This is a genomic window from Sphingomonas sp. BGYR3, from assembly GCF_025153455.1.
Taxonomy (GTDB): domain Bacteria; phylum Pseudomonadota; class Alphaproteobacteria; order Sphingomonadales; family Sphingomonadaceae; genus Sphingomonas.
Genome location: NZ_JANZNT010000001.1, coordinates 1,687,069 through 1,701,367, shown reverse-complemented (window position 1 = coordinate 1,701,367; position 14,299 = coordinate 1,687,069). Strand labels below are relative to the sequence as shown.

The following is a 14,299-nucleotide window of genomic DNA, read 5'->3' as shown; positions in this document are numbered from 1 at the left end:
CGGACGGAACCGACCATCCCGTGTCGATGCCGCCGCGCCATGACCCGTCGTCCAATCATGGGAGCCGGCGGAATGAAGATGCGGTGGCAGGGAAGTTTCATGGGCCGATGCGGGGCTGCGGTCCTGCTTGTGGCGCTGGGCGACTGGCTGTTCTGGCAATGGGGCGGGCTGGGGTCGAACATCGGCTGGTTCACCGGCGCGGTGGCGCTCGCGGCGCTGTCGTTCCGGCCGGGCATTGTCCGATCCGCGGCCGCACTCATCCCGGCCCTCGCCGCGCTGATCCTCGCTGCGATCCTCGCCGATCAGCCGAGCCTGCTGGGCTTTGTCCTGTTCATCGGGGCGCTGGGGATTGCCGTGCTGATCGTTCGGTATCGGGGGTTCGACAGTGCATCACGCTGGATGGCCCGGATCGCGGTGCACTGCATCCTGGCCATTGTCGGGCCATGGCGCGACCTGATCCGGCTGAGACGTCGGACCGGGCCGCTGACCGGTGCCGCATTCTGGCGGCTGGTGCCGCTGCCGCTGATCGGCGGCGCGGTGTTCCTTGCCCTGTTCGCCATGGCCAATCCGGTGATCGAGGTCTGGCTTGGCCGCCTGACCGTGCTGAACCTGGACGCGGAACTGATTGCGCGCTCGATCCTCTGGCTGATGCTCGCCACTTTTGTGTGGGGCTATCTGCGCCCGCGCAAATGGACGCTGCCTGCCGCCAAGCAGGGGATGCCGGGGACCGATGAATTGCCCGGGTTCACAACCGGGTCGGTCACGACGGCGCTGGTCACGTTCAACCTGCTGTTCGCGCTTCAGAACGGGCTCGACCTTGCCTTTCTGTGGAGCGGTGCGCCGTTGCCGGATGGCATGACGCTGGCCGAATATGCGCATCGCGGTGCCTATCCCCTGATCGCAACGGCGCTGCTGGCGGGGCTGTTCGTGCTCGTCGCGCTGCGTCCGGGCACGGCGACCGCAACCAATCCGCTGGTCCGCTGGCTGGTCATCCTGTGGACCGGGCAGAACCTGTTCCTCGTCGCGTCCACGATCGAGCGGACGATGGATTATGTCGAGGCCTATTCGCTGACCCGGCTGCGGATCGCGGCCCTGATCTGGATGGCGCTGGTCGCGGTGGGCCTGGTGCTGATCCTGTGGCGCGTGCTGCGCGGCCATGACGCCCGCTGGCTGATCAATGCCAATGCGGCGGTGGCCACCGCCGTGCTGATGACGTGCAGCCTCGTCGATCTGGGCGCGATGGCTGCGACGTGGAATGTGCGCCACGCGGCCGAAGCGGGCGGGCGGGGTGCCGAACTTGACCTGTGCTATCTGGATGAACTGGGCAGCGCGTCGCTGATCCCGCTGGTCGAGCTGGAACTGGCGCGCACCCACGATCCCGTCTTTTTGGATCGCATCGCCTGGGTCCGCAGCACCCTGTTGCGCCAGACACTGCGCCGCCAGACGACGGGCAACTGGACCTGGCGCGATCATCGCCGCATCGAAACGGTCAAGGCGATGACAATTGCCCGCGGGTTGCGGCTGCACGCATCGCCCGATGAAGGCCCGAACGGGCGTGGATGCGACGGCACGCCCAATCCGCCGTCCGTCATGGTTGAGCCGGCGGATACCCGCGCCGCCGCGCCATCCGCTCCGTCCCCCGATGACCGGACCGGCACGATGCCCGCCAATCCTTCATTGACGGCGGAGGCAGTGCAGTGATCATGTGTTCCATGCCCCGCACCATCCTGGTCGTCGATGATGATCCCCATATCCGGCAACTGCTCAGCTTTGCGTTCGGCAAGGCGGGGCTAGACACGATTGAGGCCGAACATGGCGAGGCGGCGTTGCAGATGGTCGCCCGGCATCCCGTCGATCTGGTCGTGCTCGACATCAACATGCCGCATCTGGACGGCCTGGAAACCTGTCGACGGCTGCGCGCGGCGGGCGACCTGCCGATCCTGTTCCTGTCGTCCCGCGATGACGAGATCGACCGGGTGCTGGGGATCGAACTTGGTGCCGACGATTATGTCGTAAAGCCCTTTTCCCCGCGCGAAGTGGTGGCGCGTGCCATGGCGATCCTGCGCCGGACCAGCGTCAAGCCGGTGCCGGTGGATCAGGGGCGGATGCCCACGCATGGCCGCCTGTCGCTGGATCTGGAAGGGTGGCAGAGCCGCTGGGGCGATCAGCCGGTGCAGCTGACCGTGACCGAATTCACGATCCTGCGCACCCTGGCATCAGTGCCGGGCAAGGTGTTCAGCCGCGATGCCATCATCGACCGGCTGCACGGCCCTGGCTTTGCCGTGACCGACCGCACGATCGACAGCCATATCCGCAACCTGCGCGCCAAGTTCGCCCGGCTGGGCGGGACGGACGTGGTCGAAACGCGGCCGGGCATCGGCTATTGCCTGGGACCATGCCTTGGCGGACCGGCTTGATCGGATTGGTGAAGCTGCGGCTCAAGGGCTGGCTGAAACGCCACTGGCCCTCGCTCCGGCTGCGTACCATCCTGTTCGGCACGCTGCTGTTCACCGCTGCCCTGCCGGGCGTCGGCGCGCTGTTCCTGCGCGTGTATGAAAACACTCTGGTCCGGCAGACAGAGGCAGAGTTGATCGCGCAAGGGGCGGCGCTGGGCGCGGTCGCCTCGGCCCTGTGGCCCGGCGCCGCGCCTGCCCCGCCGGTGCCCGGCACGCCGTTCCGGCCCGAGGCGTCGAACATCGACCTTCGCACCTCGCCCATCTTGCCGGAGCGTCCGGCCGCGCGGTCGGTGGCGCTGCCCATGCCCCCCGATGCCGCCGTGCTGGGCGCGCGGCTTGCCCCAATTCTCGACGGGACGCGCCGCACCACCCTTGCCTCGATCCAGGTCGTCGGTGCCGATGGCCGCATCCTGATCGGCTATCAGTCGGGGGGCAGCTATGCCGCCGTGCCGGAAGTGCGCTCGGCGCTTGCCGGGCAGGTGCGCACCGTGCTGCGCAAGAACGGCGCCTATAGCCAGCGTTACGCCTTTGAATGGCTCAGCCGCGCATCGTCGCTGCGCATCCATCATGTCCGCCCGATCCGGGTCAACGGGCAGGTGGTCGGCGCGCTGCTGCTGTCCCGCTCGCCCCGCGCGCTGTTCCGCGGCCTGTATGAAGATCGGGGCAAGATCCTGCTCGGCATCGGGCTGATCTTTGCCACGCTGGTCGGCCTGACCATCTTGTTGTCGCGGGGCATCGCCCGGCCGATCGACCAGCTGGCGCAGACCACGCGTCAGGTTGCGCTCGGCCGGGGTGTGGTGCCGGAACCACCGGTGACGGCGGCGGTCGAGATCCGCGACCTGTTCGACAATTTCCGGATCATGGCCGACGCGATCGACCGCCGCTCACGCTATCTGCGCGATTTCGCCGCAGCGGTCAGCCACGAGTTCAAGACCCCGCTGGCCGGGATATCCGGTGCGGTGGAATTGTTCGAGGATCACGGCAACAGCATGACCGCCGGAGAACGCCAGCGTTTCCTGGGCAATATCAAGGCGGATGCCGCCCGCCTGTCGCAACTCGTGTCCCGGCTGCTCGATCTGGCCCGCGCGGACATGAGCCAGTCGGGCAACCAGCCGACGCCCGACCCCATGGCTGTCGTTCGCCGGATCGCCGACGCCTATCGCGTGGCAGGGTTTCTGGTGGAAGCCGTGCCAGTGGCCCGCGCCGTGGCGGTACGGGTGCCGCCCGAAAGCATCGAGGCGGTGCTGACCACCCTGATCGACAATGCCCGCCAGGCTGGCGCGCGCCGTATCACGATCGATCAACGGGACGATGGCGATATGCTGTGCCTGTCGGTTCAGGATGACGGGCCGGGCATCAACCCTGCGGATGCCGACCGGATCTTCGAACCCTTCTACACCACCCGCCGGTCCAGCGGCGGCACCGGCATGGGCCTGACCATCGCCGCCTCCCTCCTGCGCGCGGCCGGCGGATCAATCCGACTGACCGCACATCCCGGCAACGGCGCGCGATTCGAAATGGCCCTGCCCAAGGCATAGCGGGCGGCTCGTGCACCTGCCTGATTTCCGAGGCGACCGCGGAAATGCCGGCGCGCTTCGTCGGGCCTACCGTAGTTGCGGACCGCTGCGTCCTGCTGTCGCTCGAACCGGCGACGGAGTGGGCTCGGATGGAGGATACCGTCAAACGCGGCGACAAAACCATCGGCTGGGCAACACGGCCGAGGATTCTGCGTGGCCAACAGCGTGTGGGTTTCGCCGTGTCGGCGAACGTCTCAGGCGCTCTTTCGTCCGGTGGTATCGGGATTGTAGGCAAGCCAGCAGCAAAGGATCGTGAAGACCGCTCCCAGTATCGGCGTGCGGAGCGGATAGTCGGCAAGGCTGGCCAGCATCAGGATCAGCGTCGAAAATCCCGATGCCCGCTTCAGGGCACGCCAGGGTCGGGGCGCGGTCGTGGCAATGCTGCGCCAGCATGCCTTCAGCCACCAGATCAGGAAGGCGACGAACGCGGCTATCGCCGGCAGGCCTCCTGTGATCATCAGTTCGATGAGGTCGTTATGCGCCGCGTTGAAATAGGTCGGCTTGAGCAGACTTTCCGGCTCGTAACTCGCGTAGATCGGCACGAACGACCCGAAACCAGTGCCGAACGGGAAGGTCTGGCTGATGATATGAAGCAGGGTCGGCATTGCCGCGAAACGACCCTCGGCGCTCAGGTCGTCTTCGGTGATACGCCCCAGTGTAACGGCGCGATCCGCCGCCAGTGCCAGGCCAAAGATGACTGCAATGCCCAATATCAGCCCACCCACCAGCATCAACCGCTGGCTTCGGGTCAGCTTTCGACCGAACGAAGGCTGGACCAGAAACGCGCCCATCGCCCCGACCAGCGCCAATACGAACCCAGCGCGCGAACCGAGAATGATGGTGTAAAGGATGATGACCGTGCCGGCGGAAAGCGCGACGATGTTCCGTAGGCGGCCGGCCTTCGGGCTGGATGCCGGAAACAGCGTCCATGCGCGCAGCAGAGGGAGCGTCATGGCCAGCAGGGCGCCTTGGTGATTGCGATTCGCAAGAAGGCCAATCATCTGTCCCCGGCCGCTTACCCGGTACCAGTATAATGGCGATGTGCCGCCGGTCGCGATCTGGGCAATGCCCAGCATCATGGTGAACGCAACCACGCCGAGCAAAATCAGCAACGCCAATTTCTTCTGGTCATCGTTCAGCTTAAGAAATCCGATCATCATGCCCAGCGGTACCAGCAGCGCGACCAGGCTGTTCCAGGCGCGATCCGGCGCCAGGGCAAGAGGATGCCACTGCCCTTTCCCGCCAAGCGCCTGCGCGACCGCCAGGTGCTGTTCACGACCGGCAAGGCTCGACCAGAGCGAGGGCGGCAACGGCACGAGTTGAATGGCGATCGTCAGCGCGAAGACGGCCAGCAGGATCGGAAGGGGACGAAGATCCGACCAGGGCAGGCGCTCTGGCAACAGCATGGCGACGATGGACACGACGACGATCGGCCGCAAAATCAGCAGCCAACCGATATCCACCCGCGCCGACCCACCCGTCAAAGCGATGGTGCAGGCCATGATGGCAAAGGCAATCACGGGCAGCGAAAGGCGCGGCATCGTGGTAACCGCCGAGCGGCGTCGATGCCGCTTTCCCGTGCTGACGTTGCTTGAGGACAAATGAGGATCCCGTCTAACTGATACGCAAAAGTCTGTGCCGGTCGCCGGTCAACCACATGCGACGGCAGGTGAATCGACCGTCAGAAGGCATTCCGGTGAACCAGAACGCGAAACGTCTGGAATACGATCGATATGTCACGCCAGATCGACCAGGATTCCAGATAGATCAGATCCGCGTTCAGCCGGTTGATGAGATCGTCACCGGTTTCGGTATTGCCGCGAAAGCCGCGGACCTGGGCAAGGCCGGTCAAGCCGGGCTTGACGGCGTGGCGGCTCCAATATTGCGAACTGACTTCCCAGTATAGCGCGTCGCCAGCCAGCGCACCCGTTGCGTGGGGGCGAGGGCCGACGATGCTCATATCGCCGCGCAATACGTTCAGAAGCTGGGGCAATTCGTCGATGCTGGTCTTGCGGATGATGCTACCGATACGCGTGACACGCGCATCGTTCCGGGCCGTCAGCTTGCTCGCGTTGTGATCCAGCAAGTCGTTTCGCATGCTACGGAATTTGAACATCCGAAACATCCGGTTGCCCTGGCCGATCCTCGGCTGGACGAACAAGATGGAGCCCGGCGAGTCGAGGCGAATGAGGATGGCGACCAGGATCATCAACGGCGAAAGGATGATGAGGGCAGGGATCGTGATCGCCAGGTCGAACAGTCGCTTGATCAGCCGATCGACTGCATTGAGCGGTCCGATTGCGATCGGCGTCGTTGCGATGCCGCAATAGCGGGTCGCGCTGATCGTCCCGATCGCATCGAGCTCGGGCGTCAGGACTTCGACATTCACGCCTGCGCCTTTCAGCGCGAGCGCCCATTCGGGCCGTCGTTCAGGCTGACACGCAACGATCACCCGATCGGTTTCGTGGATCACCTGGCCCAGTCGGTCCAACATGACCGGGTCGTTGATGTCCGGTCGAATGCCAAGCGCCGTCAGATCGATCTTCAGAGCAGTACAGCCTTCGGGGGCCTGATAGTTCTCGATCAGCACGACTTCGCTCTCTGGACTGCCGTCCAGCTGGTGGAATGCGTAGCTCGCAAATATCCTGCGAAAGAGCACAAGAAAGCCGCAGCTCACCAACGTTCCACCGATCGCAATTACCCGCGATATAACGTCCGATGACTTGACCGCAAAGGTAAAGCAGATGAACAGCATAAGTGCCGTGAAAATAGACAAACATGCCCGCCGGGCACTACGTCGGGGGCTGATGATCACAACGGGGCGGTAGGTTTTCTGCCGGACCGCAGACAAATAGTACATCGGCACGATCAGAAGTATAAGCGTGGGCAGGCCCGGATGGCCAACGTTGCCCATATATAACCACGCCGTAGCAATCGGTCCAATGCAGATCGCGATAAAATCAATTATCCCTAGCAGCACGACTAGCCGGACGCGGATACCATGCTTTGATGTCGTGTTTTCTGTCACGCGAATGCTGTGGGTGTAACGACTTGAAATTTCCGACGACACGGCACAATTCCACTTGAGTTCAGCACTGTTCGCCACGGCAAACGGTTCATGCAAGATTTGCGCACCATTAGCGACTTTTGGTTGGGTTGAAAACCGAGGATTGGCGGGTTTCGCCGTACCTTCGCCCGGGCTCGAAAAATACCCGTTGCTGTAACAGGGCTGGGCGTGCCGCCAGCGTTGGCTGGCTAGTTCAGCCAACCGCGTCGACGATCCGTGCGTTGGGGGCAAGGGTTTCAGGCTGCTGCATCCACATTGCGCGCCTGCCATGTGATCGGGCAACACGCGGGCGCAATTCAACCGGGATATCGCTGGATTTTTGGACCAGCGTCTTTATAGCGCCGCGCGGTCAGGCCCTTCGTTCTCGCGCTGCGGGACAATCACGCAGAGGCGAAACGTGATCAAAATTCCGCTGTACACCATACGTCATGGGCAGATTGGCGGCACGGAATTCGCAATCTACAATTTGATCCGCGGACTGGCTTCGGTCGGCGCCGACATTCGTTTGTTCTATGGTCACGAGAACGACCTGTCTCCCGATTTCATGCAATGGGCTGCGTCCGATCCGCATGCCCGGCTGTGCAGGAAATGGGGGTTGCCGGGCCCCAAGGGCGTCCGGTTTCTGCAAGAAACTCTGTTCCAGCTCGTCCGCGGCGACCAGGATTGGGCGATTTTTCCGAACTATTTTCGTCCCCCGGCCCTGCCGCTCGCAAAAGGCAGGAGCTGTGTCATTCTTCACGACATTCAGTATCGTCAGTTTCCGCAATATCATTCCGAAAAGCGGCGGAAATGGCTTGATTTCTATCTGCCCAAGATGTTCGTGGCAGCGGATCTGGTGGTGCTGATCTCTCATTCCGAGCTCGAGCTTGTTCGGCAGCATTTCGGTGAAGAGGCCGCTAGGAAATGCGTCGTCGTTTATAATGCGATCGATTTCGAACGGTTTGGCGCTGTACGCGATATGCCACGACCGACGTCTCTGGCTGGACGCTACATCCTGTCGGTATGCCATCATTTTCCGCACAAGAACGTGAAGACGCTGCTGGAAGCCTTTACCCGGTTGGCCGGCAGGGACCCGTCAATCGAACTGGTCCTGGTCGGATCGGCATCGGAAGCGAACTTGGCGTTCGTTCGCGATTCGATGCCCGATCATATCCGCAACCGGGTTCGGATCACGGGGTTCGTCACCGATCTGGAACTCGGGCGATATTATGCTCATGCCAGTCTTTTTGCGCTCCCGTCCCTTTACGAAGGGTTCGGCATGCCGGCGGTAGAGGCGCTGGGGCTGGGCGTCCCCACGCTGGTAAGCAACGCCTATTCGCTGCCGGAGGTTACATTGGGATATGCCGGGCTGATCGACGACACGCTCGATCCGCAGGCTTGGGCGCTTGCCATGGAACGGGCGCTGCTTTCGGGTGAGCGGCCCGGTGCGGATGTGGTGGCGCATATCCGCCGGACCTATGCGCCCGAACAGAGTGCGCGAACGCTGCTGGCGGCGTTGCAATCCTGCGACATGGCCGCCTGAGGGCAGGCAGCCGTGATCTTCGATGCCCTTGCCCTTCTGGTAACGAAGGCCACGTTCATCGGCCTGCGGCTCTTCGTGCTCTATCTGGTCGCCGCTTCGCTCGGATCGGCAGAGTTCGGGCCGATCGCCTTTGCGCTGACCACGGCGGAAATCGTGCGGTTCGCAGCGGACTGGGGCATCGATACGCTGTCGCTGCGTTTCTTTGCCAGCCCTGATCACGCCGCGGCATCCGTGAAATTCCGTTCGGTCGTGCGGATCAAGATCGCCTCCGGCCTGATCGCGCTTGCCGTGTCGGGGGCGATCATCTTGGCGTTCACGGGGGTGGCCTCGTTGCTCACCGCGTTGCTCATCGCGATGACGGCGGTAACCAGCCTGTGGCTCAATCTGGCGATCAACTGGCTGCAGGCCCGCGGGATATTGCGGCCTGCTGCCGTGCGCATGAGCATCCTTGGCGTCTTTGCCGGGGGCGCACAGATTGCAGCGCATCTGGCGGGATGGGGTTATGAAGCCAGCTTCGGGGTGATGGTCGGCTTCGAAGTCGCGATGGCGGCGCTGATGCTGAAGCTGGCGTTTGGCGATCTGTCCACGCGCTCGGGCGAGAAGGATCCGGATACGACCGCAATGTGGCTGCGGGCATCGACACCGATCGCGCTCGCAAACATTCTCGCCCTATCCTACGCGCGGTTCGACCAGATCTATATCCGCGTGCTGTTTTCGTCGGCGATCCTTGGCCAGCTGGCGCTGGCGGCGCGCCTGACCGAGCCGCTGCTGTTCGTCGCCGCGTCGATGACGTCGACCATCTATGCGCGCGCATCGACCATCGTCTGGCAGGACGACGGGATCGCGCCGCTGAAGCGGATGATCCGCAAATGGATTACCGCAGCGCTGGTGGTTTCGACCGGTACGGCGATCGTGCTGGCGGTCGCGGGCAATTACGGCCTGCGGGCGTTCTTCCCCACCTACAGCTACACGCCAACCTTCCTGTGGATCGCGCTGGCGGCGCTGCCGTTCCGATCCGTGAATCTGTGCCTGACCGTATTCATCCAGGCACTCGGCGAGTTTCGGCGAATGCTGGCGATCAACCTTGCCAACTTCGCGATCATCGCCGTACTGGTCGTGCTTGGCGGCTATGCCTATGGTTTCATTGGCGCGGCGATCGCCGTATTGATCGGCGAAATGCTCAATTCTTTCATACAGGCACGCACGCTCGTGACCTTGCTTCGGAAAAGGACGGTCTGAATGCACGTACTCATCACTGGTGGCGCCGGCTTCATCGGGTCGCGCCTCGCGCGCAAGCTGTCGGAGGGCGGCGCGCAGGTCACGGTTCTCGACAACCTCAGCGAACAGATTCACGGCGTTGGCGCCGCCTTCCCCGAAGGACTGGAGGCGGTGGCCCGCTGCATTCACGGTGACGTCCGTGACAGGGCGGTCATGCAGCAAGCGATCGACGGGCAGGAAGTCATCGTCCATCTGGCGGCGGAAACCGGCACCGGCCAGTCGATGTACCAGGTTTCGCATTATTCCGACGTCAACCTTCAGGGTACTTCCGTCCTGCTCGACCTGTTGGTCAACGAGCGCCCGGCGACGCTGCGCAAGCTGGTGGTCGCATCTTCGCGTGCGATTTATGGCGAGGGCCAGTATCACTGCGCCGAACATGGCAGCGTCTATCCCGCGGCCCGCACCGAAGCGGACATGGGCGCCGGACGGTTCGACCCGGTCTGCCCGGTGTGCGGCGGTGCGGTGACCGTCGAACCGACCGCGGAGGCCACGCCCTATGGTCCCTCGTCCTTCTACGGACTGACCAAGCAGGTTCAGGAGCAGATGGTACTGATGTTCGCATCGGCGCTGGGGATCGACGGGTTCGCCATGCGTTATCAGAATGTCTATGGTCCGGGGCAGAGCCTGTCCAACCCCTATACCGGCATCCTCGCGGTGTTCTCCAACCTCGTCCGTCAGGGCAAGGGGCTCAACATCTTCGAGGACGGAGAGGAAAGCCGCGATTTCGTGTTCGTCGACGACGTCGTCGATGCCACAGCCGCCGTCTGCCAGCCCGACGTCCATGGCGTGACCGCGCTGAACGTCGGGGCGGGCCAGCGGACCACCGTGATGGAAGTCGCGCGCGCCGTCATCGACCACTATGGCGCGGACGTGCCGGTCGAGGTGACGGGAGCATACCGCGTGGGCGACATCCGCCACAACATGGCCGACATCGCCCGCATTCAGGCGCTGACAGGCTTCACCCCGAAATGGGCGTTCCGGGACGGTCTCAAGGCGTTTCTCGACTGGGCCAGCACGCACGAGGCCGCCGATTCCGGCTTTGACAAGTCGCTGCAAGAGCTGAGCGACCGGCAACTGCTGCGCACCGGCAAGAACGTGTAAAGACCCAGCAATGAGCTTGAAGTATAGGCGAGAGATCGACGGCTTAAGAGCGATTGCGGTTCTGCCGGTAGTCCTGAACCATGCCAAGATTCCCCCGTTCTCAGGGGGATTTATCGGCGTGGACATATTTTTCGTCATCAGCGGTTTTCTGATTTCGAAAATTATTTATGATCAGGCGACATCGGGCGGTTTCAGCATAGTAGACTTCTACGAACGCCGTGCGCGACGTATCGTGCCTGCCCTGTTGGTCGTAGTTCTAGCCAGCTTCCTCGCCGCTTATCTGACTATGCTTCCGGATGACTTTGAGAACTTTTCTCAAAGCGTTGTCGCAGCGATGTTTTTCAGCAACAATATATTGTTAACTCTGACAAGTGGATATTGGGAGCTTTCATCCGAATTCAAGCCGCTACTACACACGTGGAGCTTAGCAGTAGAAGAGCAATTTTACCTATTTTATCCGATTGCTGTGATTTTTATATTTAATGCAGCAAAGAGGTACTTTGTAGGGTTTTTGGTTATTATCGCCACATTCAGCTTTGGATTGAGCGCTGCGCTGACTGATCACTATCCCAACGCTTCCTTCTACCTGATCCATACCCGTGCCTGGGAGCTATTATTCGGTGCCATCGCCGCGGTCTATTCGGACCGGATCAACCTGTCGCAGGCGACGCGAAACGTCCTGTCGATGGCTGGGTTCGCGGCTATTCTAATTGCAATGTTCAGTTATACTGATGCGACTCCGTTCCCGTCCTTCTATGCGGCTCTGCCATGTGTCGGGACGGCGCTGGTCCTATTGTTTGCGACCAACGGCACAATGGTCAATTCGATCCTGTCAATGAGGCCTTTCGTCGGCGTCGGCATTATAAGTTACAGCGTCTATCTCTGGCATCAGCCGGTATTTTCATTCGCACGCATACTGAGTATTAATCCGCCTTCCACCATATTGATGGCATCGTTGGTCGTTGGGACGCTTTTTGTTTCCTACTTTAGCTGGAAATATGTTGAGCAACCGTTCCGCAATCGCACCAGGATATCGCGCAACTTTGTGTTTGGAACGACGATTGTCGGATCGGGTGTGGTTGCGGCATTGGGGCTGGTCGTTTTCAAGCTTTCGGGGATGCCAGCGCGTGTGCCCGGCATGGGATTGGAAGAAGGCAGCTATATCGCCTATAATGAGCGTGCCTTTGTCTACCGGAAGAATGCATTCGTCGAAAATGGCAAGCCGCGCCTGCTTGTGATCGGGAACAGCACAGCGCGTGACTTTATCAACGTCATGATCGAAAGCGGTAGGTTCAGCGGGTACGATATCCTTTATCGCGACGACGCCTCCGTTTGCGACGATAATATCCGGGATTCGGTGTTGCAGGAACTGGTGAGGCAGTCCGACGCAGTTATCGCCGTCGCAAACTTTCAGTATGACGGGGAATGCCGTTCCATCGATTGGCGCAACGCAATTTTCTCGAGCAAGCCGCTGGTTGTCGTAGGGCCGAAACATTTTGGGTATAATCTGAATGCCTATATCCATGTCGATTCATGGCAGCGACCGCGCGTTCGCGCGTCCACGATTCCCGCAACCCTGTTGGTCGAGAGTAAGTACAAGGCAATGGTTCCTAGCGACCAATATGTTGATCTGCTCGTAACGATGGATCGTCGTTTTGGTGGGGTACCGATTTTTGACGAGAATGGACGCATTCTGTCGGTCGATCGAGTTCATTTGACCCAGGCTGGCGCGAAATTCTTTGCCTCGTTTACGTTTGACGATGCTGCCTGGACCCCGATCTTCGCGCTAGGTCGGGCTGAGGGACCGCGACACTAACGAGGGCGGTTGATGCAGCATATACCTACGAGCAGAAATCAATACCGCCCGGCGTACAACCTGGCTATGTTGGGGGTGTGCCCAGGTCGTATCCGGTGACCGGAATGTCACTAATAAGGGGCCTGCCAAGCGATTTTTCGTCGAACGTAAGCGGGATTCGTTTTCAGTGACATTTATAGCCGTATTCGCGTTGTCCATTCAGCTTCTTGCCCCTTACCTTGTTTGGCGGAGCCGCTGGAATATTCCGGCCCATCTGGCGATCGGATTCTGTATCACCGCTTATGTCATACCAGGCCTCCTGACGGACGTATGGAGCGGATATGCCGATGAGACAGTCACGACGTTCATCCTTATCAACCTACTTGGAGGCTTGTCACTGTGTGCCGGTGTACTGTTTGCGAAACATGCCCGCAGAACCTTCGGCCCAATGTATGTTACAAACTACTTTAACCGTGATCTTGGCTACTCAATAATCACAAAGAGAATAGTAATTGTATTTTCGATTTGTGTGGCCGGCATATATCTCGCCTATGCAATTATGGGTTTTATGCCGATATTTGCTGATGATCCTTATTCTGCTCGACAGTTTAAGGGTATGTATCGAGATATGTACTATAAAGCTGCCTATCTTTATCGTTTTTCATTTTCTATCATTCACATGACCATGCCGGTACTACTGCTGCTTGCTTGGTACAAACGTTCAAAATACCTTGTAGTTATTGCCACGCTAGCAGTGCTCTCATTGATCGCTTCTCTGTCGCGTGGACCGATGGCGGCCGGTATGTTGTTGTTTCTCGGCGTATTGGCGGCGCAACAGCGCGCAGGTATGCGCTGGTATATCCCGCTTGTTGCCATCATCTTTCCATTCGGTAGCGTGTTCTTCTTCTGGCTGGGCAGTGCATTCGAACTTCAGGGGATGACCGATGCCTATGCAGGAGAGTCCTTTTCGGAATTCGTCTCTGCAGGGGCACCTGACATCAACGACCAGTTGAGGTGGCTGCATGGTTTCCTTAACGGAGAATATTATTCTTATGGCCGCACGATTATCGGAGGCCTAATTCCCGGAAACTATCAATGGAACCCGAGTATTTGGACCCTAACCTTTGATGATGTCGGAGCAGACACATCGGAATTGGTGACGGGCGGTTTGCGGCTGACCAATGCAGAATGGGGGTTTGCGAACTTCGGATGGCTTGGTGTTGTCATCATGCCGTTTTTGTCGGGCGTCATTAATGGATTTATACTTTTATACATGAAGCATGCCACTAAATGGATGCGTCCAGTTCAGATCGGAACCGCCCTAGTCGTTTACAATACCCTTGGGTTGCAAATGGTTCAGTATTATTTTTTAAGTATCCACAGCATTCCTGCTATCGCGGCTGCGCTCTTCTTTTGGAACGCCAACTCTAGACGTGCAAAGTATTATTCTCCGGTGTTGTCGATGGCGTCGACGAAAATACAGAAAGTCGATTAGATGTACGG

10 protein-coding genes are annotated in these 14,299 nt (G+C 60.4%); 8 read left to right on the top strand and 2 right to left on the bottom strand.

Annotated features, from left to right (window positions below; genetic code table 11):
- The first annotated feature begins 99 nt into the window (after window positions 1–99).
- Genes NYR55_RS08000 through NYR55_RS07990 form a run of 3 tightly spaced genes read left to right on the top strand, consistent with a single transcriptional unit; the run spans window position 100 to window position 3,994 of the window.
- Window positions 100–1,701: a DUF4173 domain-containing protein gene (locus tag NYR55_RS08000; RefSeq protein WP_260020687.1), complete on the top strand. Its 1,602-nt coding sequence runs from the start codon at window positions 100–102 to the stop codon at window positions 1,699–1,701.
- Window positions 1,702–1,712: 11 nt separating this feature from the next.
- Window positions 1,713–2,417, top strand: a complete 705-nt coding sequence (locus NYR55_RS07995; protein ID WP_260020686.1) for a response regulator transcription factor — start codon at window positions 1,713–1,715, stop codon at window positions 2,415–2,417.
- A complete protein-coding gene (locus tag NYR55_RS07990; protein ID WP_260020685.1) occupies window positions 2,396–3,994 on the top strand; it encodes a HAMP domain-containing sensor histidine kinase in 1,599 nt (532 codons plus the stop codon). The genes NYR55_RS07995 and NYR55_RS07990 overlap by 22 nt, the downstream gene beginning before the upstream one ends.
- 233 nt (window positions 3,995–4,227) lie before the next feature.
- Here the strand turns inward: NYR55_RS07990 and NYR55_RS07985 are convergent, their stop codons facing one another.
- The gene (locus tag NYR55_RS07985; RefSeq protein ID WP_260020683.1) at window positions 4,228–5,574 is read right to left on the bottom strand and encodes an O-antigen ligase family protein; all 1,347 of its coding nucleotides are present in this window, start codon (window positions 5,572–5,574) and stop codon (window positions 4,228–4,230) included.
- 140 nt (window positions 5,575–5,714) lie between these two features.
- Complete coding sequence (locus NYR55_RS07980) at window positions 5,715–7,301, bottom strand: exopolysaccharide biosynthesis polyprenyl glycosylphosphotransferase (protein ID WP_260020682.1); 1,587 nt, start codon at window positions 7,299–7,301, stop codon at window positions 5,715–5,717.
- A 118-nt stretch (window positions 7,302–7,419) separates the two neighbouring features.
- On the opposite strand from NYR55_RS07980, the gene NYR55_RS07975 reads away from it, so the two are divergent.
- The 5 genes from NYR55_RS07975 (at window position 7,420) to NYR55_RS07955 (ending at window position 14,291) form a co-directional block, all read left to right on the top strand.
- The gene (locus NYR55_RS07975; protein ID WP_260020681.1) at window positions 7,420–8,622 is read left to right on the top strand and encodes a glycosyltransferase family 1 protein; all 1,203 of its coding nucleotides are present in this window, start codon (window positions 7,420–7,422) and stop codon (window positions 8,620–8,622) included.
- A gap of 12 nt (window positions 8,623–8,634) precedes the next feature.
- Window positions 8,635–9,861 carry a hypothetical protein gene (locus tag NYR55_RS07970; RefSeq protein ID WP_260020680.1) on the top strand — a complete coding sequence of 409 codons (1,227 nt, stop codon included), beginning with the start codon at window positions 8,635–8,637 and terminating at the stop codon, window positions 9,859–9,861.
- A complete protein-coding gene (locus NYR55_RS07965) occupies window positions 9,862–11,001 on the top strand; it encodes an SDR family NAD(P)-dependent oxidoreductase (protein WP_260020679.1) in 1,140 nt (379 codons plus the stop codon).
- A 10-nt stretch (window positions 11,002–11,011) separates the two neighbouring features.
- Window positions 11,012–12,817, top strand: coding sequence for an acyltransferase (locus tag NYR55_RS07960; RefSeq protein ID WP_260020678.1), 1,806 nt, complete (start codon window positions 11,012–11,014; stop codon window positions 12,815–12,817).
- Window positions 12,818–13,007: 190 nt separating this feature from the next.
- A complete protein-coding gene (locus NYR55_RS07955) occupies window positions 13,008–14,291 on the top strand; it encodes a hypothetical protein (protein ID WP_260020677.1) in 1,284 nt (427 codons plus the stop codon).
- Window positions 14,292–14,299: the final 8 nt, after the last annotated feature.

Bases quoted from the DNA above. Each gene is read 5' to 3' on its own strand.
- NYR55_RS08000 (WP_260020687.1), top strand. From the start codon at position 100: ATGGGCCGATGCGGGGCTGCGGTCCTGCTTGTGGCGCTGGGCGACTGG.
- NYR55_RS07995 (WP_260020686.1), top strand. From the start codon at position 1,713: ATGCCCCGCACCATCCTGGTCGTCGATGATGATCCCCATATCCGGCAA.
- NYR55_RS07990 (WP_260020685.1), top strand. From the start codon at position 2,396: ATGCCTTGGCGGACCGGCTTGATCGGATTGGTGAAGCTGCGGCTCAAG.
- NYR55_RS07985 (WP_260020683.1), bottom strand. From the start codon at position 5,574: ATGCCGCGCCTTTCGCTGCCCGTGATTGCCTTTGCCATCATGGCCTGC.
- NYR55_RS07965 (WP_260020679.1), top strand. From the start codon at position 9,862: ATGCACGTACTCATCACTGGTGGCGCCGGCTTCATCGGGTCGCGCCTC.
- NYR55_RS07960 (WP_260020678.1), top strand. From the start codon at position 11,012: ATGAGCTTGAAGTATAGGCGAGAGATCGACGGCTTAAGAGCGATTGCG.